Genomic DNA, 23,247 nt, shown 5'->3' with positions numbered 1-23,247 from the left:
ATGGTTGCCGGTGCGCGATTCGCGAAGTGCCGCGATGCGACCTCGCCGGGGGTCAGCCCCGCAGAACCGCGCCCGATGCCCTTCAGTCGTCGTACTGGGTGCGGCGCCAGAAGGTCAGCAGCACCGCCACGCCGAGCAGGCCCACCACCAGCAGCGGCGGCGCCCCGAAGCCGTGCGGCGCCACCATCGGGATCCAGACCAGCAGGCCCAGCAGGAAGGCGAAGAGGATCAGTCGCTTGATCATGCGGGCATCACCCGGTCCAGGAAGAGGCGGGTCCGATGTTCCGCCACCGAGGTCGAGGGCGGGTCGTAGGAGTCGCGGTCCTCGCAGGCGAAACCGTGGCCGGCGCCGTCATACACGTAGATCTCCGCCTCCGGCTGGGCAGCGCGGATCAGCTCCACGTCGCTCAAGGGGATGCCGCCATCCTTTTCCCCGAAATGCAGCTGCACCGGGCAGTTCGGCACCTCGTTGCGCGTGGCCGCGATGCCGCCGCCGTAGTAGCCGACCGCCGCCGCGAAGTCATGCAGCCGCGTCGCGCCCCACCAGGCGATCGTGCCCCCCCAGCAGTAGCCGACGATCCCGCGCCGCGCACCGGTGGGCAGGGCCGCGGCCGCGGCGGCGATGTCGGCCATCGCGCCGGCATCGGGCACCTTGGCGCGCAGCGCCATGCCGCGCTGCCGGTCCTGGGCGCCGTAGCCCAGCTCGACACCGCGCTCGGCCCGGTCGAACAGGGCGGGGCAGACCACCGCGAAGCCCATGGCGGCGTAATGGTCGCAGACTCGGCGCATATGCGGGTTCACCCCGAAGATTTCCTGCACCACCACCAACCCGCGCGTGGCGTCGGCCGGTCCGACGCGATAGGCACCGAACCTGTGGCCGTCGCTGGCCTCGAGCTCGATCTGCATGAAAGCGGCTCCCTGAACCCCTGCCACCATCCTATCCTGCGGCCATGGTGGAAGTCATTAATCTCGCCCGCGTCCGCAAGGCGAAGAAGGCCGCGGAACACGACCGGCAGGCGGCTGCGAACCGGGCCAGCTTCGGGCGCACCGGCGCGCAGAAGAAGGCCGACCGCGCCGTCGAGCAGCAGCGGCAGGCGCTGCTCGACGGCGCCCGGCTGGAGCCCGGGGAGCCGCCGAAGCGCTGAGGCCGCCCGGCCCCGTCCTGCAGCCGCCACTTCAGCGCCGTCGGTTTCGGCGCCTGCCCTTCAGCCCTGGCCGTCCTTGCGTGCCACCAGGGTGCGGACCTCTTCCATCGCCTCGGTGAAGCGGCGGTTCAGCAGCCCCATCGCCTCGGTGTTGCTGCGCTGGATAAGGTCGGCGATCTCGCGCATGTTGCCCACCGCGCGCTCATAGCTGTTCTTGAGGACCTCGGCCTGCTTGCTGGCCTTGTTCTGCGGGTCGCTGAGGTCGCCCACCGAGCGCATGGCGTCGGTCATTTCCGACATGGACTGCTGCAGGATCTCCATGTGGCGCTTGGCCACGGCCTGCGCGCCTTCCAGCGCCACGCGGTTGGCGGCGCTCAGTGCCTCGAGGTTGCGCCGCTGCGCCGAGGCGAGGGCTTCGAGGTCCGGCATGGCGGGCATTCGCATATCCTTGAAGAGCCGCAGCGGGTCCATGACCGCGCTGACCGCCGACGTGGCGGAACTGCCGCTGTCGGAACCACCGCTGCCGGAGGTACCGCTGGCGGGATTGTTGAATGGGGTGTCGGACACAGTTCTTCCTCCGGAACGTTTTTCCTTGCGGGAGTTCAACGCAGGAAGCGGCGTCGCGTCACAGCGGCGGGGATCCCCGTTTGCTGTTTCCCGTCCTTATTGTCCGTGCTTCGGATCCACCGGGTTGATCGGGATGATCGGCGGCTCCGTCTCGGACGGGGACGAGGATGGGCCCGAAGGCGGCACGGCGGAAGCCCCCCCGGCCGGCCCGCCAGCCAGCGGCCCACCCGATAGGGGTCCATCCTCCGGCGGCGCGTCAAAGGGATCGGCCAGCGGCTCGTCCATCGCCGGCGCGGTGCCCAGGTCGCCGTCGTCGAGGCGCAGCGTGCGCGCCACCTGCTCGGCCCGGTCCAGCGCCCGGTCCAGCGCCGCCATGGTGGGCCCCAGGTCCACCGTGGTGTCGTCCGCCCAGGCGCGCGAGGCCGCGATCCACACCCCGGCCAGGCCCTGCACGCGCATGGCGCCCTTCAGGCCGGAGGTATCGACCTCCGCCCCTTCCAGCATCCAGGCCATCGAGGCCATCAGCATCGGCGACAGCGACAGCGCCAGCATCGGGTGCTGCCGCAGGTCGCGCTGGAAGCGCACGATGCCCTCGCGGTGCGGGGCCAGCGCGTCGAAGCGTCGCATCAGCAGGTCGAAGATGCGGTCGCGCGCCGTGCCACCCTGGTTTGCCATGGTGCCCGTCAGCACCGCGGCGTCCACCGCCCGGGCATGGGCCGCCAGCAGCGCGTGCGGCGTGGGGTAGCGGGTGCGCAGCGCGTCCAGCGGCTGGCCGCTCTCCTCGGCGATCAGCCGGAAGGTCACGCCGTGCCAGCCGCGCTCAGCCACCACGCGCCACAGGGCATCCAGAACCGCCGTTCCGGCGGATGCATCCAGAAACGCCGGATCGGCGTCGGTCTTATCGGTCATGCGCCCCATGTCGGCGTGATCCGCCGTTCCGCCAAGATCACGATACGGAGGGGATGCGGCGAGGCGGCGCTCAGGACGCCAGTTCCCTTGACCGCGCCGTCGCGTCGGCGATCGCGCGCCGCACCAGCGCCGGCCAGGCTTCGTCGGCCATCAGCACCGCCAGCGCCCGTTCCGTGGTGCCCTTGGGGCTGGTGACGTTGCGGCGGAGCACGGCGGCATCCTCGGGGCTGCGTTCCAGCAGGGCGCCGGAGCCCGCCACCGTGGCGCGGGCCATGCGCCGGGCGAGGTCGGGCGGGATGCCCTGGTCCACCGCCGCGGCCTCCAGCAGCTCGGCCAGCAGGAAAACGTAGGCAGGGCCGCCGCCGGACACGGCGGTGACCGCGTCGAGCATCCCTTCTTCCGGCAACCAGGCGACCTCGCCCACCGCGCCCAGCAGCGTGCCGCTCAGGCTACGCTGCGCCTCCGATACGGCGGGCGCGGCGAAGGCGGCGGTGAAGCCGCGCCCGATCGCGGCCGGGGTATTGGGCATGGCACGCACCACCGCCGCCCCGCTGCCCAGCAGCGAGGCGATGCCGGCCGTGGTCTGCCCCGCCATGATCGACACGAACACCGCATCCGAGGCGAAGCGGCGGTAGAGCGGCAGCGTTTCGGCCGCCATCTGCGGCTTCACCGCCAGCACCACGGCGGCGGGGCGGAACTCCGCCGGCAACGCCGCGGCATCGGGCACCAGCCGGGCGCCCTCGGGCACGGTGCTGGCCTGGGGGTCCACCGCGAACGCGGCCTCGACCCCGTGCGCCAGCCAGCCCGCGAGCATGGCCCCGCCCATCTTGCCGCAGCCGACGAGCAACACGGGCGGGAGGCGCGTCATCAGGCCTCGCCCGCGCAGTCGAGCAGCGAGGCCTGCAGGGCGTCCTCGGCCGTGCGGCCGCCCCAAAGGACGAACTGGAAGGCGGGAAAGAAGCGCTCGCACTCGGTGATGGCGATGTCCACCATGTCCTCCAGGCTTTCGGCCGAGGCGCCGGGCGCACCGCGCAGCAGCACCGCGTGGCGGAATACCGGCACGCCGTCCTCGGCATCGAGGCCGAAATGGCCGATCCAGAGCTTCTCGTTGGCCAGCGCCAGCAACTCATGCAGCTTGGGCCGCGCTTCGGGCGGCACCTTCATGTCGAAGGTGCAGGTGAAGTGCATGGCGCTGATCTCGTTGGACCAGGCGAAGTGCAACCCGTAGTCGCACCACTTCCCCGGGGCCTCCGCGGCCATTTCGCGGGGGGAACGTCGGTCGAAGGCCCAGTCATTGGCCGCGACGATCTGTTCCACCACGTCGAGGGGGTTAGACGCCTTTTCCCGGCGTCCGAGGGCGAGTGGAGCGGTCATGTGGCTCGTCCTTCCCGTCCTGATATGGGGGCATGGCCACCGGGTCTTGCGGGACTCGGCGGGGGTAACCCCTACAGGTTGATACTGCGCTGCCAAACGGGCGGCAACCGCAAGGCCCCCGGCGATTCGGCGGCATCACCCGCGCGTGTGCAGGACCATCGATAGGCGGGATGTGCGGGCCCGGCCGGCGTGGCGCTTCGCGCGCCACGCCGACCGGAAAACAGGGTGCTGCCCTGGATCACGGCAGCCCGGCCTTCGTCGCGCCGGGCACGGTGTTTCGGCCGGTCCGGAAGCATGACGATGCTGCCGGACCGGCGGGTGCTTCGCGGCTACAGGCTCCAGTGCAGGTGGGCCTGAGCCTCCGCCGAGGTGGCAATGACCATCAGGACGTCGCCCCGGTCGGCGGCGTGGCTGTCCAGCATGGCGGTGTAGTAGCCGATCTCCGCCTCACTGCCGCTGCGCCCCAGCCCATGCTCGTACAGGCTTGCCACGTAGTCGTGATCGTTCTGCGTGCCGTACATGGTCTGGAACTCGGGCGAGATTTCGAACGAGTCACCCAGCTGGCTCAGGGTTTCCCCGGCCCGCAGGTTCGCGCTGTGGTAGCTGAGCCCGCCGGCCTCGGCGTCGCGGCCGAAAGCGGTTTCGTAGGTGGCGCGGACCAGGCCGATATTCTCGTCCGGCACGAAGACGCCCGACGAGGTCACCCCGCTCCACTGCTTCTGCGCCTCGGACGAGTCCGCCACCGTGGCCAGTACCTGCGCGCGCGAGGTGCCGTTCGCGAGCAGCCCGTTGAAGAAGGCCGCGCCTTCGGCATCGGCCGGACGGCCCAGCAGGTCGTGATACAGGTCGTCCACGAACTGCTCGTCGGTTTCGTCGGCGTGACCCGCCCGGTACTCGGGGCTGTCAAGGAAAGCCGCGGCGACCTGAAGCTTGTCGAGCCCGCCATCGCTGGCGTGCGCCCAGTAGCTCAGGCCCGTCGCTTCGCCCTGGCGTCCCAGCACGGCGCCGTAAAGGCGGGTCAGGTAGGCCGCGTCGCTGTCGTCGGCATAGCTGATCGTGCCGTCCACGAGGTGAACCTGCGTGGTGCCGGCGGCAGGGGCGAGGGTATCGCCGTCCGCCAGCCGCGCCGCCACCTCGGTGGAGGTCAGGACCTCCGTGGGCTGCGACACCGTGTCATCCACCGGCGTCACCGCGATGGCGCGCGCCGTCACGATGCCCGTGGGCGTGCCGATCACGTTTTCCGCGACGCCGTGGCCATCGGTGTAGCTCGCCACCAGTCGCAGGCTGTGGCCGATGTCGTCGCGCGTCAGCAGGTAGGTGCCGCCGTCCGCGCCCTCGATGTCGGCATACTGCCCCTGGCCATCGTCGCGCTGCCACTGGTAGCTGACCTCCCCCAGGCCGTCAGCATCGGTGAGCGTGTTGCTCGCGCTCAGCTCCGCGCCCCGCACCAGGTCGCCCGCTGCCGTGACATCGCCGACCGGCGCGGCATTGTCCGCGGCAACGGTGTCCGTCTGCTCGGTACGGTAGGTCTCGATGTTGTTGTGGCCATCTTCGTAGGCCACCACGAGCCGCATGTGGTGGCCCACGTCGTCGGCGGTCAGCGTGTAGGTCTTGTCCTCGCCAACGATGGTGACGCCTTCGCCTTCGAAGCGTTCCCAGCGATAATGGAGCGGGCCCATGCCGTCGGGATCCGCCAGCGTGCTGTCGGCCGACAGAACGCTGCCCGCCACAAGATCACCCTTCACGGTGACGGTGCCGGTATAGCCCGAGTTGATGGCAACCTCGTGGGTGCCGGCCTGGAAGACGGCGGGATTGCCAGCGGTGTCGGTGACCTTGGCATCCTGCGCGAGGTCCAGCTTGAGCGTGCCGTAGCCGCCCATCGAGCTGACGGTGACCACGTAGCTGCTGCCCGAGCCGGTGACGCTCTCGATGACGCCGCGGGCGGAGCCGGTGCCCGACAGCGAAAAGCTCTTCTCGCTCAGCGCCGTCACGGCCTCGCTGAAGCTGACCTGAAAGGTCATCGTCGTGGCGTCGCTGCCCGCGTCGTCGGGCACGACATTGCCGGACGGAGCCACGTGGTCGATGGCGTAAGCATCGCTGAAGGTCGGCGTCGAGTTGCTGAACAGCAGATTGGCGGGGCCTCCGGTGGCGTTGCTCGACACGATGTCCGCGACGCCGTCGTTGTTCAGGTCGCCCGCCGCGATCTGGATGGAGCTGGCGCCCGTCGAGTAACTGACCGGCGGCGCGAAACTGCCGTTGCCCAGGCCTTTCAACACCGAGACCGACGTGCCGCTGTTGGCCACGATGTCGAGCACGCCATCGCCGTCAACGTCGGCGAGCGCTGCGCTTTGAAAGTAGCCGGCATCGCTGCTCAACTTGTAGGAGGACACCGAGGAAAAGCCTCCGTGGTGGTCACTCATCACCACGGCGACACCAGACGTGTTTCCCAGGCTGACCACGAGGTCGGCAGCACCATCATGGTTGAGATCCGCCGCGGCCAGGAGGTTGAGTTGCTGGACGCCCAGATTGGTCTGGGTCACGTTGCCCAGGGTGCCGTCACCATTGCCGTGCAGCACCACCAGCTGGCCGTTCGACGTCGTCGCGACGTCGAGATTGCCGTCGCCATCGAAGTCGGCCACGAGGGAGGAAAGACTGGCCCCCCCCTCGTAGTTCACCCCGGCGGCAAAGGTCCCGTCTCCCTTGTTCAGGTAAACCGTGACGCTCGCTGAGTCGTAGTTCGTGGCGACGACGTCGACGTAGCCATCCTTGTTCAGGTCCCCGCTGGCTATGGCGACCGGGTTCGGCACGGTGTTCACGCCCGCGTAGGATGCAGGCTCGGCGAAGGTACCATCCCCGTTGCTCAACAGCACGGTGATCCCGTTCGTGCCTTCCGGCCCCGTGCCGCCCACCAGGTCGGCATAGCCGTCATTGTTCACGTCAACGGCCAGGGTCGTGTAAACCATGCTCGGCCAGATGGTGCGGCCGGAGGAGGTGAAGCCGCCGTGTCCATCGTTCAGCAACACTTCCGCGCCCTTCGGGCCGGTGCTGAGAACGAGGTCCCCGAAGCCGTCACCGTTGAAGTCCCCGATGGCCGCGCCCCACATCGAGTCCCCGGTCGCGTCGCCGACGGCGACCGGCGCGGAGAACCCGGTCTCGTACCCCGCGAGCGGGACGCCGTCGGCGTTGTGCACGCCAGCACCGTTGAACATCAGCTGCAGGCTGCCCTGGCCGGTCCCGGTGCTGACGGTGACGAGGAACTGCTCGCCGTTGTTCTGGCTGGTTCCGTCGCCTTCACCGCCCGCGAGCGACACGACATCGACGACCGCCGCCCCTGAAAGGCCGCTCCCCGTGGCCACGGCGAAGTTTGCAGCCGACAGGCCGGTGACGTGTTCCGAGAAGGTGACGGTGAACTGCACCTGATCGGCGTTGGTGTTCAGGTCATCGTTCAGCACGATTCCGGTCAGCATGGGACTGATCGTCAAGGCGGCTCTCCAGAGGCTCAACTGCGCGAAGAAACGGAGAACCAGCCGGCGACGTCACGATCATGCGGGTTGGCGGCCGCTCTCCACCGCCATTTCGATCCCCAAAACATTGCAATCCGGTTAGCATGCGTGGATTCGGCCTTGCCCGTGCCGGATCGGCCGGAAAGATCAGGTCAGCGGGCGCGAAACGCGGCCGGTCTGCCTCCCCGCCCGCGAGAACCCGGCCTCCCAGGACCGCAGGCTCGATAGCCCGTGCTCGAGCCTGTGGCGCCGGCCCGATCCCTGAACCCGGGCTCGCGGAAAGGGGGGCGGCGGAATCGGGCCTCCCGCCGCTGTGCCCCGGCACCCTTCAGGCCCGGCCGAGCCCCGGCCCGTGCGCGGCGTCCGCCCGAAATCCGGGGCGGGCGCGGTCCAACCGGCCCCGGACGGGGGTGTGGATCAGGGCGTGGGGTTCGGCCGCGCCTCGGTCTCGCTGCTGCCGCCGCTGCCGCCGAGGGTGTCCGGATCGGCCACCGAGGCGCCGGGCGCGGGCTTGCCGGGCACGGGCTCGGCCGGCTGCGCGGGGGCGGGGCCCGTCGTGCCGGAACCCGTCGGGGCGGGCGTCGTCACCATGGTCGCCACCAGCTTCTCCAGCACCGCCACGCGCATGGCCAGGCCCTCGTTCTCCTCGCGCGCCCGGCGGGCCAGCTCCATCGCCGCGTCCAGATCCTCCCGCCGCACGAGGTCGAGGCGCTGCAGCACCCCCTCGGCCTGGGCGCGGAAGGCGGCCTCGGCCTCGTTGCGGATGCCGGTCAGCGCCGAGAAGGCGCCGCCCGCAACGCCCGCCAGGTCGTCGAACAGCTTGCTGCCCCGCCCGAAGCCGCCGCCGAAGCCCCCGCCAGCGCCGGAACCGGTGCCAGCACCTTCCCGCGGCCCGCCACCGAACCCGCCGAAGCCACTGCCGAAACCGCGATCCTGATCCATCGAGCACTCTCCCTTGCCGTGCGACGCGCGCACTGCCATCACGCGGGGCATATGGGGATGACCGTGCCGCTTCGCACAATCCCGCCCGCAATCGATGGGGACAATTCCGCGATGTTCCTGGTCACCGGCGGCGCCGGCTTCATCGGCTCCAACCTCGTCCGCGCCCTTTGCGCCCGGGGCGCCGAGGTGCTGGTCTGCGACCGGCTCCGCGACGGGGGCAAGTGGCGCAACATCGCCGACTGCCCGATCGCGGGTGTTCTTCCCCCTGAGGATCTGGAGCGCTGGCTGACGGACGCTTCCGACGTCGAGGGCGTGTTCCACCTGGGCGCGGTCAGCGCCACCACGGTGCGCGACGGGGACCTGGTGGCGCGCAGCAACCTCACGCTCACACTCCGCCTGTGGGACTGGTGCGCCGAGTACCGCGTGCCGCTGGTTTACGCTTCCTCCGCCGCGACCTACGGCGACGGGTCGGAGGGCTTCGATGACGACATGGACCCCGCGGCGCTGGCGAAGCTCCATCCGCTGAACCTGTATGGCTGGAGCAAGCACGCCACCGACCGCCGCGTGGTGGACCTGCTGGCCCGCGGGCGGGCCCGGCCGCCGCATTGGGCAGGCCTTAAGTTCTTCAACGTTTACGGGCCCGGTGAGGGCCACAAGGGCCGCATGGCCTCGGTGGCGCTGCACAAGTTCCGCCAGATCATCGCGGGCGAGGCCGCCACCCTTTTCGCCTCCGACCGCGCCGGCATCCCCGACGGCGGCCAGCGGCGCGACTTCGTCCACGTGGACGACTGCGTGGCGGCGATGCTGTGGCTGATGGAACAGCCGCACGTGTCCGGCCTGTTCAACTGCGGCTCCGGCACGGCGCGAAGCTTCGAGGACCTCGTGCTCGCGGTCTATGCCGCGCTGAACCGCGCCCCCGCGATCCGCTACATTCCCATGCCCGACGACCTGAAGGGCAAGTACCAGTACTTCACCGAGGCCCGGATGGACCGCCTGCGCGCAGCCGGCTTCCCCCATCCCGCCACAGCGCTGGAGGACGGCGTGGCCCGCTACGTCCACCACCTCCTCAGCCAGCCGGACGACGCATGATCCCAGCCCTTCTCTTTCCCGCCTTCGACCCGGTGGCGGTGCAGCTCGGCCCCTTCGTGATCCGCTGGTACGCGCTGGCCTATATCGTGGGCATCGTGATCGGCTGGCAGCTGGTGCGCCGGCTGGTGCGCCTGGCGCCCGAGGTCGCGACGCGCGAGCAGGTGGACGACTTCGTAACCTGGGCCACGCTGGGCATCGTGCTGGGCGGGCGCATTGGCTACGTCTTGTTCTACCAGCCCGACCACTACCTCGCGAACCCGATCCGCGCCCTCTACCTCTGGGAAGGCGGAATGAGCTTCCACGGCGGGGCCGCCGGCGTGATCGTGGCGCTGCTGCTGTTCACCTGGCGCAACGGCCTCAGCTTCCTGGGCTTTTCCGACCGCGTGACCTCGGTGGTGCCGATCGGCCTGCTGCTCGGCCGCATCGCCAACTTCATCAACGGCGAGCTCTGGGGCCGCGCCACCGACGTGCCCTGGGGCATGATCTTCCCCAATGCCGGGCCGGAGCCGCGCCACCCCTCGCAGATCTACGAGGCGCTGCTGGAAGGGCTGGTGCTGTTCGCCGTGCTGCAGCTGCTGGTGCGCGTCCCCTCGCTGCGGGCGCGGCAGGGCTTCATCTCGGGCGCCTTCCTGGCGGGCTACGGCGTGGCGCGCATCGCGGCGGAGTTCTTCCGCCAGCCCGACGTGCAGCTGGGCTTCCTGCTCGGCGGCGTGACCATGGGGCAGATCCTGTCGGTGCCGATGGTGCTGTTCGGGCTGTGGCTGATGCTGCGTGCCCGCCCCGCCACGGTCGCGACGGGGCTGCCCCTTCAGGAACGCGCCTGAACCCGCGATGACCCCGCCCGGCCACCCCAGCAGCGACGACCCGCCCCACCCGGACCCGTCCCGCCCAGGCCTAGCCGGGTCGCTCGCAACCGGGGCTGTTCCAGCCGGGACGGCCGCAGCCCATCCGCCCTTGCCCCCGCCGCCCGTGCCCGCACCGGCGGGGGCCGAGCGCCTCGACCGCTTCATGGCCCGCGCCACCGCGCGCTACTACGGCGGCCGCGATCCCTTCGGCCGCGCCGGCGACTTCACCACCGCCCCCGAGATCAGCCAGAGCTTCGGCGAGTGCCTGGGCCTCTGGGCCGCCGTGTGCTGGCAGATGATGGGCGCACCGGACCCGGTGCTGCTGGTGGAGCTCGGCCCCGGGCGCGGCACGCTGATGGCCGACGCCCTGCGCGCGATCCGCGAGGTCATCCCAGCCTTCGCCGCCGCCGCCCGGCTGCAGCTGGTGGAAACCTCGCCCACCCTGCGCGCGGCGCAGCGGCGCTCGCTGGGCGCCGCAGCCGCGGACACCTGTTGGCACGACGGGATCGACACGCTGCCACCGGGCCCGGCGATCCTCCTGGCCAACGAGTTCCTCGACGCCCTGCCGATCCGGCAGTTCGAGCGGGCGGGCGGGCGCTGGCGCGAACGCTGGGTGGAGGATGGCCGCTTCCTCTTGCGCGACGCCGAGGACGCGCCGCCGGAGGACGCCTCGCTCCCCGACGGCACGGTGCAGGAACGCTGCGAACCCGCCCTGGCGATCACCGCCGCCCTGGCGCGCCGGCTGGCCGGGGAGGGGGGCGTCGCACTGTTCATCGATTACGGCACCGCGCAGGGCGGCACGGGCGACAGCCTGCAGGCCGTGCGACGGCACGCCCCGGTGGACCCGCTGCGCGACCCCGGCGAGGCCGACCTCACCGCCCACGTGGATTTCGCCGCCGTCGCGCATGCCGCGGCCGCAGCCGGCGCCGCGACGCACGGGCCGCTCTCGCAGGGCATGTTCCTGCGCCGCATCGGCATCGGGCAGCGCGCGGCGATGCTGGCCCAGGCCAACCCGCGCCAGGGGGCGGCGCACATGGCCGCGCTGCACCGCCTGACCGCCTCCGAGGCGATGGGCGAGCTGTTCCAGGTCCTGGCCATCAGCCATCCCGGCTTTCCCCTGCCACCCGGATTCGCCAACGCATGAGCACCGCCGAATTCCTCGTCTCGCCCGCGCTGGCCGGCCTGCCGCACGGCTTCTTCACCCGGCGCGGCGGGGTCTCGCAGGGGGGCTTCGCCTCGCTGAACTGCGCGCTCTCGGGCGCCGACGACCCGGGTGACGTGGCAGAGAACCGCGCCCTCGCCATGCAGGCGATCGGGCTGGAGCCGGCATCGCTGGTGGGCCTGCACCAGGTGCACGGCGCGGCGGTGGTCACGCTGCGCGGGCCGCTGACAACCGGTGACCGCCCCAAGGCCGACGGCATGGTCACCGACCGACCCGGGCTGGCGCTGGGCATCATCACCGCCGATTGCGGCCCGGTCCTGTTCGCGGATGCCGAGGCTGGCGTGGTCGGCGCCTGCCATGCTGGCTGGCGCGGCGCGGTGGCCGGGGTCTGCGAAGCGGTGCTCGACGCGATGGAACGGATCGGCGCTCGGCGCGAACGGGTCACCGCCGTGCTGGGCCCCTGCATCCGCCAACTCTCCTACGAGGTCGGCGACGACCTGCGCGACGCCGTGCTGCCGAGCCTGGAGGAAGCGGAAGCCTTCTTCGCCCCGGGCCACCGCCCGGCGCACTGGCAGTTCGACATGGCGGGCTACATCGCGGCCCGGCTGGAGCGGGCGGGCACCGGCCTGGTGCGGGTGATCGAGGCCGATACCTGCGCCGACGAGGCCCGGTTCTTCTCGTACCGCCGCCGCACGCTGCGCGGCGAAGGGCCGATCGGCCACCAGCTCTCGGCCATCGCCCTGCCGCGCTGAGCGGCGGGGCGGGCGGCCTCGCGACGCGGCCGCGGAACCGGCGCGGCGCCTCCCGCGGGCAGCCCCCGGATTGGAAGGGGGCTGCCTGGCGGAGGTTAGCTCAGAAGCGGATCCACTCCGGGTTCGGCTCGATGTCGAGGTCGTCGAGGTTGACGATCACCTCCTCCGTGCCCGAGCGCACCAGCACGCAGTGGAGGTCCTCGGTGTCGGAACCGTTGAGCTCCTGGTGCGGCATGAAGGGCGGCACCTGCAGGAAGTCGCCGGCGCGGGCCTCGGTGATGAACTCCAGCCGGTCGCCCCAGCGCATGATCGCATGGCCGTGCACCACGTAGATCACGCTTTCCAGCGCACCGTGGTGGTGCGGCCCGGTCGGGTGGCCCGGCTTGAGGAGGTTGGTGCCGGCCCAAAGCTTCGTGGAACCGGTGCGGCCGCCGCTGAGTGCCACCTCGCGGTTCATGCCCAGGGTTTCCGGCGTGTCGCAGGAGCGGGCGCCGGCGCGCACCACCTTGATGCCCTCGTTGCGCCAATCCTTCTTGGCGCCGGCTTCCGGCGCGTCGGGCTTCCGGGCGATCAGGCCATCGGGCATCGGGGCAACTCCTTCTCAGCAATCCAGAACAAGGCAAGTCATGGCCGCGGGCGCCCGCAGGGGGCGAACCAGGGTGACCGGTGCGGCAGGGCTTCCGAATATGAGGCCCCCTCGCGGCCGGTGGAATGGATGGGTTTTCCAAACTTGCCGCGGGCGGCAGCACGATGTTCCGCCATGCCACGTGTCGGCAGCAAGGCCGTTCCCCATACCCTGCCACGCTGGCCGCCAGGAAAGGGATGCGGCCTGCCGCTGACTGTGGGGGGGGCGGGGCAGCCGGCGGCAGGCCGGTGCTACGGCCTCCGCCGCCGGGGCGCGGCCGTGGTCTCGTGCCGTTGCCTGTCGCCCTTTCCCTGGGCCGCCGCCCCGTGCCGGAAACCAATGCCGGGGCACCCTACCGGCAGACCGCGCCCCGCCCGGCGGCCCGGAACCAGCTACCCTGAACCGGGCGTCTCGAACCGGACACCCCGGCCCGGAGCCGTCTTCGCCGGCCCGCGCCACGAACTGCGTGCTCGACGCGGAGGCCCTGGCCCGCGATAAGCGGCCGCGATGCCCTACATGGTGCTCTTCGTGATCCTGATGTTCCTGACGCTGCTTGCTTCCTGCGTGATCGGCTGACCATGCGCGGCTTCCCCTTCGCGGCCGTCCTGGCGCTGCTGTTCCCGCTCGCCGGCTGCGGCGACTTTCCGCAGCCCTATCGCGGCCAGCCGGGCGGGCTGGCGGCGCAGCTGACGCAGCCGCCGGCCTACCGCATCGCCGTGCCGCCGCCGGGTGCCGCGCTGCTGACCGACCGCGCCAGCCGCCTCTTCGCCGACGACCTGGCCGAGGCGCTCGTGGCGGCCGAGATCCCGGCGGTCTCCGGCGCGCCGCTGCCGCTCGACTGGCGGCTGGTGGTGCGGGCGGAGCCGGAAGGGCGCAACGTCGTGCCGCGCTATGCCCTGCAGAATGCCGACGGCAAGACCGAGGCCGAGGCGCGCGGCAAGCCGGTGCCGATCGAGGCATGGAGCAACGAATCCCCCGCCACGCTGCGCCGCTCCGCCCAGGCCGATGCCGAGACGGTGGCCACCCTGCTGCGCCGCGTCGACGCCGCCCGCCGTGCCGCCGACCCGGCCACGCTGGTGGCCAGCGGCCCGCCGCCGCTGCGCTTCATCCCCGTCACCGGCGCGCCGGGCGACGGCAACCGCGCCCTGACGGACCGCATGACGGACTTCCTGGGCAACAAGGGCTTCGTGATCCAGGACCGCTCCGAGGGCGCGGTGTTCAGCCTGCAGGGCGAGGTCACCGTGGCCCCGGGCGCCAACGGCACGCAGCGCATCGAGATCCAGTGGATCGTCAAGCGCAAGGACGGGCAGGAGCTCGGCCGCGCGGTGCAGATCAACGAAATCGCCCCGCACTCGCTCGACCGGCAGTGGGGCGACGTCGCCTACGTGGTGGCGCAGGAAGCGGCGCAGGGCGTGCGCGACATCATCGCCAATGCCGGCGGCTTCGGCCCGGCCGAGGCGAAGAAGCCGGCGCGCGAGGAGGCGAGCACCCCGGCCGCGCCGGCCGGCAAGGGCGTGGCCGGTGCCGCGACCCCCGCGGCGGTTCCGGATAACAGCCTGCCGGTGCCCGCGGCCCTGGCGGGACGGCCGCCGGTCTGAGGGTGCGGCGGCGCGCTACAGCGTCGCCCGCAGCCGCAGTCCCACCACCACAGCGTCGCGCAACCCGCGCCCGGTGCTGACGCGCCCGTCCGGGATGCCGGCGCCCGGGTGCGAGATGTACTGCACCACCGGCTGCACCGAGAGGTGCTCCGCCACCACGGCATAATTGTAGTTCGCTTCCACCGTGATTTCGCGGTCGCGCAGCGGCACGGCCACGCCCCGCGCCCGCAGCGCCCGGTCCAGCGCCCGCCCGTCCGAGCCGGTGCGCGCCCAGGCGGCGCCGAGCGAGATCGTGTCCGCTTCCCGCCCGAAGGGACCCGCCCAGGCCAGGCCGCCATCGACGTAGGCGCCGAGCAGGTTGCGGCTGGCCGGCGTCAGCGAGCCGCGCGCGAAGGTGGCCAGGCTGCCGTGCTCGCCGCGCCAGAGCACCGCCTCGCCCACGCCGTAGAGCCCGTAGTCGTTGCGCAGCCGCGGGGCCGGACCCTCCGTGTCGGGAAGGATGCCCGCCGAGGCCGGGTCGCTGTTGTAGATCGTGGGATCACCGCGCTGGCTGCTGAACCCGCCATTGTGGAACCAGCCACCGGCCTTGAGCACCCAGGGGCGCAGCGCCCCTTCCTTCGGCGCGGTGCCGCCGGTCACCGCCTCGGCGATGGTGAAGGAACCGCCCTGGAGGCTGAAATTGGTGCCGAAGCGATTGTGCCGCTGCGGGTCGCTCTCGCCCGGCCGGCCTGCCGGATCGCCCGCGAAGATCGCGGCGCGCAGCCCCGTGCCGTCATCCGGGTCGCCGATCGCCAGCCGTACGCCCGGCGTCGCGAAGGGATAGCCCGGCCCGCCGGAGGGCAGGGCGGTGGAGGTCGCCAGCGGCCAGCCGAAGGTGCCGTTGATGAGGCCGCCCGCGCTCTGCGCCGTGAAGAACTCCGAATCCGCGGTCAGCTGCCCGAAGCGCACGGAGCCCACGCCGTCCACCGTCCGCTGCAGCCACAGCTCGCCCAGCCGCACGGTGGACAGCGCCTCGGCATTGCTCAGCGCGCTGAGGCTACCCACCAGCGTCGGCGTCGGCTGCCGCCCGTAGATCGCGAAGCCCGAGAACTGGAAGCTCCAGCCATCGAGGCCCGCCAGCGCGCCGAGGTCCACGCCCAGTCCGAGCTTGAGCTGCGTCAGCGCTGCCACGCCGCGATGGACGCCGCCGCGCGTGTTGGCGAAGCCGTCCGCCAGCACCTCGCCCGACAGGCAACTGCCGGTGTTGACCGCGATCCCCTCGTCGCAGGGCTGGTCGCCGCGCGCCGGACTGTCGTCCTGCGCCCATGCGCCGGAGGCGGGAAGCACCGCGCCCGCCAGCGCCAGCATCGCGGCGGCCAGAACCGTGGCGGCGCTCTGTCCGAAAGCGGACCGGGGCGCCGCCGGTGTCGCGCCACGGCGGGGGGAGGAACGAGCCCGCCGGCGCCCTCCGCGCGGGGCCGGCACCATGGCGGAAGGGGCGGAAGCATCACGCGCCGCCGCGCCGCCATCCTGCGCTGCCCCCGGCAACCTGTCGCGCAGCACCGAGGCCGCGGCCGCGAGGTGCGGCAGCACGGTGCCCCGCCGCGCCTGCCAGATCGCGGCGAAAGCCTCGCGCTCCAGCCGCTCGCAATGGTCGATGTGACGGAGCAGCAGCGTTTCCGCCCGGGCGGAAGAGGCGTGGCGACGACGCAGGGTCCTCCACAAGAGCAGGGCATTGCTGCTCCACGCATCGTAGGCGTGCTGCTGCAGGCGCCGGCGGATGGCGGCGGGCAGGGCGTCGAAGCTGTCCCACTCGTCGCCCGGGAAGCGGCGCCAGATGTCGTCGCGTGGTGAGATGTCGTTGCCCAAGCCTCGGTGCCTCCGCATGGGGCGGAAAACTCCCGCCTCAGCCGGGCAATCTACAAGTACGTTATAACATAACTCAAGCCATGATCGGCGTCCGGGCCTCATCCGGTGCGAATCCCCCACAGGGGCACCTGAAACACCGCCCATCGCCTCAGCCCTGCTTGCTTCGCATGGACACAACTGCGCGCGGTTGCTATCCCGCAGCGCGCCTCCCACCAGGGCATTTTCCCATGAAGATCCTCGCCTGCAACAGCAACCGTCCCCTCGCCGAGGCGGTGGCTGCTTCCCTCAACCTCCCGCTGACGCAGGCCTCCGTGCGGCGCTTCGCCGACATGGAAATCTTCGTCGAGATCCACGAGAACGTTCGTGGCGAGGATGTCTTCGTGGTGCAGTCCACCTGCTACCCCACGAACGACAACCTGATGGAGCTGCTGATCACGCTCGACGCGCTGCGCCGGGCCTCGGCGCGCCGCATCACCGCGGTGATCCCGTATTTCGGCTATGCCCGGCAGGATCGTAAGTCCGGCTCGCGCACGCCGATCTCGGCCAAGCTCGTCGCCAACCTCATCACCGAGGCCGGCGCCAACCGCGTGCTGACGATGGACCTGCACGCCGGGCAGATCCAGGGCTTCTTCGACATCCCCGTCGACAACCTTTTCGCCGCCCCGCTCTTCGCCCGCGACATCATGGAGCGCTTCAAGGGCCGCGACCTGATGGTGGTCTCGCCCGACGTCGGCGGCGTGGTGCGCGCGCGCGCCATCGCGACCCGGCTGCACACCGACCTCGCGATCGTGGACAAGCGCCGCCCCCGCGCCGGCGTGTCGGAAGTGATGAACGTGATCGGCGACGTGGACGGGCGCGACTGCATCATCGTCGACGACATCGTGGATTCCGGCGGCACGCACTGCAACGCGGCGGAAGCGCTGATGAAGATGGGCGCCCGCTCGGCCTCGGTCTACGTCACCCACGGCGTGCTCTCGGGCGGGGCCGTGGCGCGCATCGGCGCCTCGCCCATCGAGAAGATGGTGATCACCGACAGCATCCAGGCCACCGAGGCCGTGCGGGTGAGCTCCAACATCCGCCAGCTCACCATCGCGCCGCTGCTGGCCGAGGCGATGCGCCGCATCAGCGAGGAAGCCTCGGTCTCCACGCTGTTCAACTGACCCACCTGTTCCTCGAGGGAGTTCCCTGACGTGAAGCTCTTCTACTCGCCCGGTGCCTGCAGTCTCGGCATCCACGTGATCCTCGAGGAAACCGGCAAGCCCTACGAGGGCGTGGTGGTGTCGCTGAAGGAGCAGGCGCAGCTGCGGCCCGAGTTCCTCGAGGTGAACCCCAAGCACAAGGTGCCGACGCTGCAGCGCGACGACGGCACGGTGGTGACGGAATGGCCGGCCATCGCGCTCGCGCTGGCCGGCACCGCGCCCGAGGCGAAGCTCTGGCCCACGGCGGTCGAGGACCAGGTCCGCTGCCTCGAGATGACCGACTACGTGATCGGCACCGTGCATCCCCAGGCCTTCTCGCGCCTCTTCGCCCCCGGCCGCTTCGCGCCGAGCGAGGGTGACCACCCGAAGGTGTTGGAGGTCGGCAAGAGCAACGCCGAGAAGTACTTCGCCACGATCGAGAAGGGCTGGAAGGGCGGCGACTGGGTCCTGCCCAGCGGCTATTCCGTCGCCGACGCGGCGCTCTTCTTCGTGGAGTTCTGGTGGGTGAAGCGCATGGGCCACCAGCTGCCGCCGAAGCTCGCCGCGCATTACGAGCGGATGCTGGCACGCCCCGCCGTGCAGCGCGCCCTGAAGGCCGAAGGCCTGGAGGCTTGAGCGGCGCGGGCGGCGAAGCGGACCGGCTGGCGCCGCCCGTGACCGATGACCTGTCCGCCGGCCCGAACGGGGCCGGCGCGGCACCGGCGGGCAAGGCCCCGCCTGCCACGGGAAATGAGCCCGCGCCGGTCGGCCCCGAGGGCCCGCCGCGCGAGGACCATTCCGTCCCCGCCCGCCAGGTGGCCTTCTGGTTCCTGCGCCACGGCGAAACCGACTGGAACGCCCGCGGGCTGAGCCAGGGCAACGTGGACATCCCGCTCAACGCCGTGGGCGTGGAGCAGGCGCACCGCGCCGCCGCCGCCCTGCGCGCGCTGCGCGGTCCGCAGCGCATCGCGACGGTCGTGGCCTCGCCACTGGGCCGCGCCCAGCACACCGCCCGCATCGTGGCCGAGGCGCTGGACCTGCCCTTCGCCACCGACCCGGACCTGCGCGAGGTGTCCTTCGGCGTGCAGGAAGGCAAGCCGATGGCGGAATGGTTCGACGACTGGGTCGAGGGCCGCGTGACGCCCGAGGGTGCCGAAAGCTTCCCCGAGCTGCGCCGCCGCACCGTCCGCGCCATCGACCGCGCCCTGGCGCTGCCGGGCCCGGTGCTGGTGGTCGCGCACGGTGCCCTGTGGCGCGCCTTCCGCCAGGCGGCGGGACTGCCGGCCAATGTCCGCACGCCCAACGCCCTGCCACTCTGGGTCGAGCCCCCGGTGGGCGGCGGCCGGTCCTGGCGCTTCACCCCGGCCGAACTGGGCGGCTGACGCCGGCGGGGTCCATCCCGCCGCCGTTTCGCCTCCCCCTTTTGAACCTGTCCGGTTGAACCCCTCCCGGCTGAACCCTCGGTAAACCCCCTGGGGGTTCCCGCCGTTGTTGAGCTGCGCACTCGCCACCCTCCGGGGCAGCGCGGGGCGCCGATCCGCCAGCAACCGGGAAAACCCAGCATGTCCGACCGTCCCAAGCCGCCCCAGCCCGAGCAGCAGCAGCCGATTCCGGGCACCACCGGCGCCATGACCCCGAAGCCCGACCACGGCGAGGACAGCTACCGCGGCTCGGACCGCCTGAAGGGCAAGCGGGCCATCATCACCGGCGCCGACAGCGGCATCGGCCGCGCGGTCGCCATCGCCTTCGCGCGTGAGGGCGCCGACGTGCTGATCGCCTACCTCAACGAGGACGAGGACGCGCGCGAAACCGCCAGGCTGGTGGAGGCCGCCGGGCGCAAGGCGGTGCTGGTGTCGGGCGATATCACCGGCGCCGCGCAGTGCCAGCGCATCGTGGACGAAGCTGTCGCCCAGCTCGGCGGCATCGACATCCTGGTCAACAACGCCGCCTTCCAGAAGACCTACGAGAGCATCGACGACATCTCGGACGAGGACTGGCAGCGCACCTTCGACACCAACGTTTTCGCGATGTTCCGCATCACCCGCGCGGCGATGAAGCACATGCAGTCCGGCGCCTCGATCATCAACACGACCTCGATCAACGCCGACAAGCCTTCGCCCTCGCTGCTGGCCTACGCCACCACCAAGGGCGCCATCGCCAACTTCACCGCAGGGCTGGCGCAGCTGGTGGCGGAAAAGGGCATCCGCGTGAACGCCGTGGCGCCGGGGCCGATCTGGACGCCGCTGATCCCCTCCACCATGCCGCCGGAGCGGGTGAAGGAGTTCGGCCAGCAGGTGCCGATGAAGCGGGCCGGCCAGCCGGCGGAACTCGCCGCGGCCTACGTGCTGCTGGCCTCCGAGGGTGCGAGCTACATCTCCGGCGCCATCATCCCGGTGACCGGCGGCACGCCCTTCCTGTGAGGCCCCCCGGCCGCCCCGGCACCCGCCGGGGCGCGCCTCATCGCCGGAGGGCCGTGACTGGGCCGCCACGCCGGCGGCCCGGGGCGTGCTTCGCCGGAGACACGGCCGCCGCCGCCCGGCCGGTCAGACCGATCGGCGGAAGCGCAGCCCGTCTTCCGCGCGGCCACCGCACCAGTCCCGCGCGGTGGCGTCATTCCCCCGCTTCCGCGCCCCCGCGCGCGGCGGGCAGCAGCCGGCGATAGGCCGCGCCCAGCCCGATCAGCACCAGGCCCAACCCCAGGAAGGACAGCACGCGCCAAAGCCCGCCCAGCGCCGCGATGTCCACCAGGAAGGCCTTGGCCGCCGTCAGAGCCACCAGCGCCAGTCCGGCCCAGCGCAGCGCCGGCATCGCGAGCCGCAGCCCGGCCAGCAGCGCCGCCACGCCCAGCGCCGCCCAGGCGCCGCTCCAGACCCAGAGCTCCGCTTCCTCCACCGGCACCTCGCCGGACAGGAGTTCCAGCGCGTCGCCGTGAAAACCGTGCCGGACCTCCAGCGTGCTCCACACCAGGGTCGCCACCAGCACCAGCACGCCGAGCACCGGCCGCAGTGCCGCGGGACGCGCGGTTTCGCGTGCCCCCAGCGCCGCGGCAGCGGCCAGCGCGGGCAGGAGAAAGGCGGGCAGCAGCGCGTTGGCGACCGCGGTCGCGCCGACGGCCTCGCCGGTGACGCCGGGGTTGAGCACGATCAGCCAGACCTCCAGCAGCACCGCCGCCCCGCCCAGCAGCCGCCAGGCCCAGCACGCCACGATGCGGCCCGTGCGCCGCGCAACGTACAAGGCCACCAGCGCCATGGCCGACAGCGCCGCCACGTGGATCGCCAGCTCGCGGAAGCGGAAGGCGCCCTCGTCCAGCCAGAAGCCGGGGTCGAAGCCGTGATGGACCTCCAGCAGCACCAGCGCCGAGAGCAGCGCCGCCCCGCCGGCCTCCAGCAGCGCCACCGCGCCGTCGTCGCCGTCGCGCCGGAACCACCAAGCGGCCAGCAGGCAGGCCAGCGCCGGCAGGCCGTAGGCCGGCAGCAGCCCGTTCAGCACCACCTGGCCGCCCAGCGCGTAGTCCAGCACCGAGGGGTTCAGCAGCAGCCGCACCAGCACCACAGCCGCCACCACCGCCGCCACGCCGCGCAGCGCCCGCAGGCCGGTGCGCCCGGCGATCAGGGCCAGCGGCGGCAGCGTCAGCGAGACCGCGACGCTGAGCCACTGGTCGCGCAGGATCATGGCGCAGCCCAGCGCCACCGCCGCCACCGCCGCTGCGGCATGGGCGCCGGCCGCGGGTTCTCGCCCCGCCCGCATCGCGCGCGCCGTCATCCCCACCGACAGGGCGGCCAGCGCCAGGGCCCCCAGGGCCCAGCGGCCATCCGCCACGAAGCCGCCGATGCGCGCATAGGCGATCAGCAGCACCAGCACCGGCACCGCCGCGGCCAGCCCGGCCCAGGCGATGGCCGCACGGTGGGCGACAGCCCCGCTGTCCCCCGCGCCGCCCGGCACGGGTCGTCCTGCGGCGGCTTCCGCGGCCGGCCCGGCATCGGGTGGCCCGAGAACCGTTGGCCCGGCATCGGGTAGTTCGGACACCGCTGGCCCGCTCGGTTCGGCAGCATTCCCAGGGGCGCTGTTCCGCCCAGCCTGCTCGGTGACCTCACCCGCGCGGGTCGGACCAGCCTCCAGCGAGCCCACACCGCCGCGCTGCGCTGCGAACAGCGCGCCGCCACGTCCCTCCAGCCACGTGCCGGAGATCAGGAACATCGCCGCCAGGATCGCCGCCACCGCGACGTAGCCATCCAGCGCCTCCGGGATGACGGGGAACGGCACCACCGGCTCGATCACCGCTTCCGGGACAGGCTGGAACGCGCCCGGCCAGGGCAAGGCCCACCAGCCCAGCAGCAGAAGCCCCAGCAGCGCCCCGGCGGCGGGTGCCAGGATCAGCCTCGGCTCCACGACTGCGCGCGCGATCGCCACCGCCGCCAGGGTCAGGATCGCCACGGCCGGCCAGACAGAGGCGGTGTCCACCGCGAAGAACCCGGCGGCCAGGCCCAGCGCCAGCACCGGCACCACCGAGAGCCGCCGGCCGAGCGGGCGATCCAGCGCCACGCCGGGCAGGCTCCACAGGTGCAGCGCCGCGGCGGCCGGCACGAAGAGGGCGATGGCCCAGGTGTCGGGGGCCATGCCGCCCGCCTCGTCGGCGGCGAGGGCGTTGCCGATCAGCACCCAGGCGGCGCCGCCGGCCACGGCGCACCAGCCGAGCCAGGCCCAGGCGGTGCGCCGCACCACGGCCATCGCGGCCGCCACCACCACCAGCAGGTAGCCGAACAGCCCGGGCAGCGAGGGCGCCTCGGTCTGCACCAGGATCGGCGTCACGAAGGCGCCCGCCAGCCCCAGAAGGCCGACCGCCGGGCCGAAGCGCAGCGCGAGCAGGATGCCCGCGACGCCTACCGCCGACATCGCCCCGAACCCGGTGAGCGGCCCCAGCAACCCGTAGAGCGCGGTGGCGGCGTAGCCCGCCGCGAACAGCGTCGCCACGCCGCCCGCCGCCAGCCCGGCCGGGGCGAAGTCCGGCAGGGCGCCCTTCGCCGGGCGGCGCGCCAGCCATTCCGCCCCGCCGACCAGCGCGAGGCCGCCGAGCGCCGCGAGCGCGCAGCGTGCCTCGGGGCCGAGCCAGCCCTCGTCCAGCGCCGTGCGGACCAGGAACACCGCCGCCAGCGCCAGCGCGGCCGCGCCGAGCCAGACGCCCCAGCGCAGGAGGATCGCTTCTTCCAGCCCGCGCCGCGGCGGGACGGCGCCGGCGGGTGAGGGCGCCTCGCCCGGGGCGGCCGGGTCGCCGCCGTCCGGCGCCGCGCGGGCCGCGAGGAGGGCGTCGTCCCCGGCGCCCCGTTCCCCGGCGGAGTCGCTCCGGCCGTGGCTGCCTTCTACGGCCTCCGCCGGACGGGGGATTGCCAGGGCCGCAGCGGGCGGGATCGTCCCGGTCGCACCCTCCGCTCCGGGGAGGGTGGCCGCATCCCCCGCGCCGGTGCCGGGCAACGTTGCCGCAGAAACCCGTTCCCAGGGACGGGGCGCCGCCGGTGCGGCCGCTTTCTCCATGCCGGCCTGGCTGCGCCGCGACAGCTCCGCCTGCAGCCCCAGCACCGCCAGCTCCAGCCGCCGCCCCTGGCTCAGCGCCCTGGCCGCCATCGCGATCGCCACGATCGAGAGCACCAGCAGCACGACCGGCACGAGCAGGAGCAGCAGGAAGACGTCATCCATGCGAAACGGCTTGGGGCCG

The 23,247-nt window shown here is 72.3% G+C and carries 21 protein-coding genes; 10 read left to right on the top strand and 11 right to left on the bottom strand.

Annotation, left to right across the window (positions count from 1 at the left end; all coding sequences use genetic code 11):
- Positions 1-82: 82 nt before the first annotated feature.
- The gene (locus ACFFGY_RS15055; RefSeq protein ID WP_377045323.1) at positions 83-244 is read right to left on the bottom strand and encodes a hypothetical protein; all 162 of its coding nucleotides are present in this window, start codon (positions 242-244) and stop codon (positions 83-85) included.
- Positions 241-906 carry a dienelactone hydrolase family protein gene (locus ACFFGY_RS15050; protein WP_377045322.1) on the bottom strand — a complete coding sequence of 222 codons (666 nt, stop codon included), beginning with the start codon at positions 904-906 and terminating at the stop codon, positions 241-243. The genes ACFFGY_RS15055 and ACFFGY_RS15050 overlap by 4 nt, the downstream gene beginning before the upstream one ends.
- Positions 907-950: 44 nt before the next feature.
- Between ACFFGY_RS15050 and ACFFGY_RS15045 the strand changes: the two genes are divergently transcribed.
- Positions 951-1,145 carry a DUF4169 family protein gene (locus ACFFGY_RS15045; RefSeq protein ID WP_377045321.1) on the top strand — a complete coding sequence of 65 codons (195 nt, stop codon included), beginning with the start codon at positions 951-953 and terminating at the stop codon, positions 1,143-1,145.
- A gap of 60 nt (positions 1,146-1,205) precedes the next feature.
- On the opposite strand, the gene ACFFGY_RS15040 is transcribed toward ACFFGY_RS15045, so the two are convergent.
- The 6 genes from ACFFGY_RS15040 to ACFFGY_RS15015 form a co-directional block, all read right to left on the bottom strand.
- Entirely contained in the window at positions 1,206-1,712 is a 507-nt protein-coding gene (locus tag ACFFGY_RS15040; RefSeq protein ID WP_377045320.1) for a phasin family protein, read from the bottom strand.
- A 96-nt stretch (positions 1,713-1,808) separates the two neighbouring features.
- A complete protein-coding gene (locus ACFFGY_RS15035) occupies positions 1,809-2,621 on the bottom strand; it encodes a TetR family transcriptional regulator (protein ID WP_377045319.1) in 813 nt (270 codons plus the stop codon).
- Positions 2,622-2,691: 70 nt separating this feature from the next.
- On the bottom strand, positions 2,692-3,489 hold the full coding sequence (gene proC, locus ACFFGY_RS15030; RefSeq protein WP_377045318.1) for a pyrroline-5-carboxylate reductase: 798 nt from the start codon (positions 3,487-3,489) through the stop codon (positions 2,692-2,694).
- Positions 3,489-3,995: a type III secretion system chaperone family protein gene (locus ACFFGY_RS15025; RefSeq protein ID WP_377045317.1), complete on the bottom strand. Its 507-nt coding sequence runs from the start codon at positions 3,993-3,995 to the stop codon at positions 3,489-3,491. The genes proC and ACFFGY_RS15025 overlap by 1 nt, the downstream gene beginning before the upstream one ends.
- A gap of 329 nt (positions 3,996-4,324) precedes the next feature.
- On the bottom strand, positions 4,325-7,477 hold the full coding sequence (locus ACFFGY_RS15020) for an FG-GAP-like repeat-containing protein (protein ID WP_377045316.1): 3,153 nt from the start codon (positions 7,475-7,477) through the stop codon (positions 4,325-4,327).
- A 438-nt stretch (positions 7,478-7,915) separates the two neighbouring features.
- A complete protein-coding gene (locus tag ACFFGY_RS15015) occupies positions 7,916-8,440 on the bottom strand; it encodes an accessory factor UbiK family protein (protein WP_377045315.1) in 525 nt (174 codons plus the stop codon).
- A gap of 111 nt (positions 8,441-8,551) precedes the next feature.
- Between ACFFGY_RS15015 and rfaD the strand changes: the two genes are divergently transcribed.
- From rfaD to pgeF, 4 genes are all read left to right on the top strand, one after another.
- Entirely contained in the window at positions 8,552-9,529 is a 978-nt protein-coding gene (rfaD, locus tag ACFFGY_RS15010; RefSeq protein ID WP_377045314.1) for an ADP-glyceromanno-heptose 6-epimerase, read from the top strand.
- A complete protein-coding gene (lgt, locus tag ACFFGY_RS15005) occupies positions 9,526-10,353 on the top strand; it encodes a prolipoprotein diacylglyceryl transferase (RefSeq protein ID WP_377045313.1) in 828 nt (275 codons plus the stop codon). The genes rfaD and lgt overlap by 4 nt, the downstream gene beginning before the upstream one ends.
- A 184-nt stretch (positions 10,354-10,537) precedes the next feature.
- Positions 10,538-11,518 carry a class I SAM-dependent methyltransferase gene (locus ACFFGY_RS15000; protein ID WP_377045556.1) on the top strand — a complete coding sequence of 327 codons (981 nt, stop codon included), beginning with the start codon at positions 10,538-10,540 and terminating at the stop codon, positions 11,516-11,518.
- The gene (pgeF, locus tag ACFFGY_RS14995) at positions 11,515-12,288 is read left to right on the top strand and encodes a peptidoglycan editing factor PgeF (protein ID WP_377045312.1); all 774 of its coding nucleotides are present in this window, start codon (positions 11,515-11,517) and stop codon (positions 12,286-12,288) included. The genes ACFFGY_RS15000 and pgeF overlap by 4 nt, the downstream gene beginning before the upstream one ends.
- A gap of 100 nt (positions 12,289-12,388) precedes the next feature.
- Here pgeF and ACFFGY_RS14990 read toward each other — a convergent pair whose 3' ends face one another.
- Positions 12,389-12,874 (bottom strand): cupin domain-containing protein, encoded by a 486-nt coding sequence (locus ACFFGY_RS14990; protein WP_377045311.1) that lies wholly within the window; start codon positions 12,872-12,874, stop codon positions 12,389-12,391.
- A 617-nt stretch (positions 12,875-13,491) separates the two neighbouring features.
- On the opposite strand from ACFFGY_RS14990, the gene ACFFGY_RS14985 reads away from it, so the two are divergent.
- Positions 13,492-14,511, top strand: a complete 1,020-nt coding sequence (locus ACFFGY_RS14985; RefSeq protein ID WP_377045310.1) for a hypothetical protein — start codon at positions 13,492-13,494, stop codon at positions 14,509-14,511.
- A 15-nt stretch (positions 14,512-14,526) separates the two neighbouring features.
- On the opposite strand, the gene ACFFGY_RS14980 is transcribed toward ACFFGY_RS14985, so the two are convergent.
- Positions 14,527-16,359: a DUF6525 family protein gene (locus ACFFGY_RS14980; RefSeq protein WP_377045309.1), complete on the bottom strand. Its 1,833-nt coding sequence runs from the start codon at positions 16,357-16,359 to the stop codon at positions 14,527-14,529.
- 227 nt (positions 16,360-16,586) lie between these two features.
- On the opposite strand from ACFFGY_RS14980, the gene ACFFGY_RS14975 reads away from it, so the two are divergent.
- From ACFFGY_RS14975 to ACFFGY_RS14960, 4 genes are all read left to right on the top strand, one after another.
- Positions 16,587-17,519, top strand: a complete 933-nt coding sequence (locus ACFFGY_RS14975) for a ribose-phosphate pyrophosphokinase (RefSeq protein ID WP_377045308.1) — start codon at positions 16,587-16,589, stop codon at positions 17,517-17,519.
- Between the two features lie 30 nt (positions 17,520-17,549).
- Positions 17,550-18,173 carry a glutathione S-transferase family protein gene (locus ACFFGY_RS14970; RefSeq protein ID WP_377045307.1) on the top strand — a complete coding sequence of 208 codons (624 nt, stop codon included), beginning with the start codon at positions 17,550-17,552 and terminating at the stop codon, positions 18,171-18,173.
- A complete protein-coding gene (locus ACFFGY_RS14965; RefSeq protein WP_377045306.1) occupies positions 18,170-18,919 on the top strand; it encodes a histidine phosphatase family protein in 750 nt (249 codons plus the stop codon). The genes ACFFGY_RS14970 and ACFFGY_RS14965 overlap by 4 nt, the downstream gene beginning before the upstream one ends.
- 180 nt (positions 18,920-19,099) lie before the next feature.
- Entirely contained in the window at positions 19,100-19,957 is an 858-nt protein-coding gene (locus tag ACFFGY_RS14960; protein ID WP_377045305.1) for a glucose 1-dehydrogenase, read from the top strand.
- A 190-nt stretch (positions 19,958-20,147) separates the two neighbouring features.
- On the opposite strand, the gene ACFFGY_RS14955 is transcribed toward ACFFGY_RS14960, so the two are convergent.
- On the bottom strand, positions 20,148-23,228 hold the full coding sequence (locus ACFFGY_RS14955) for a DUF2339 domain-containing protein (protein ID WP_377045304.1): 3,081 nt from the start codon (positions 23,226-23,228) through the stop codon (positions 20,148-20,150).
- Positions 23,229-23,247 lie beyond the last annotated feature (19 nt).

Origin of the sequence: Roseomonas elaeocarpi (genome assembly GCF_042433915.1) — a bacterium.
GTDB lineage: Bacteria > Pseudomonadota > Alphaproteobacteria > Acetobacterales > Acetobacteraceae > Roseomonas > Roseomonas elaeocarpi.
Note: the sequence above shows the minus strand (reverse complement) of the source record. Positions and strands in the feature narration are given on the sequence as shown.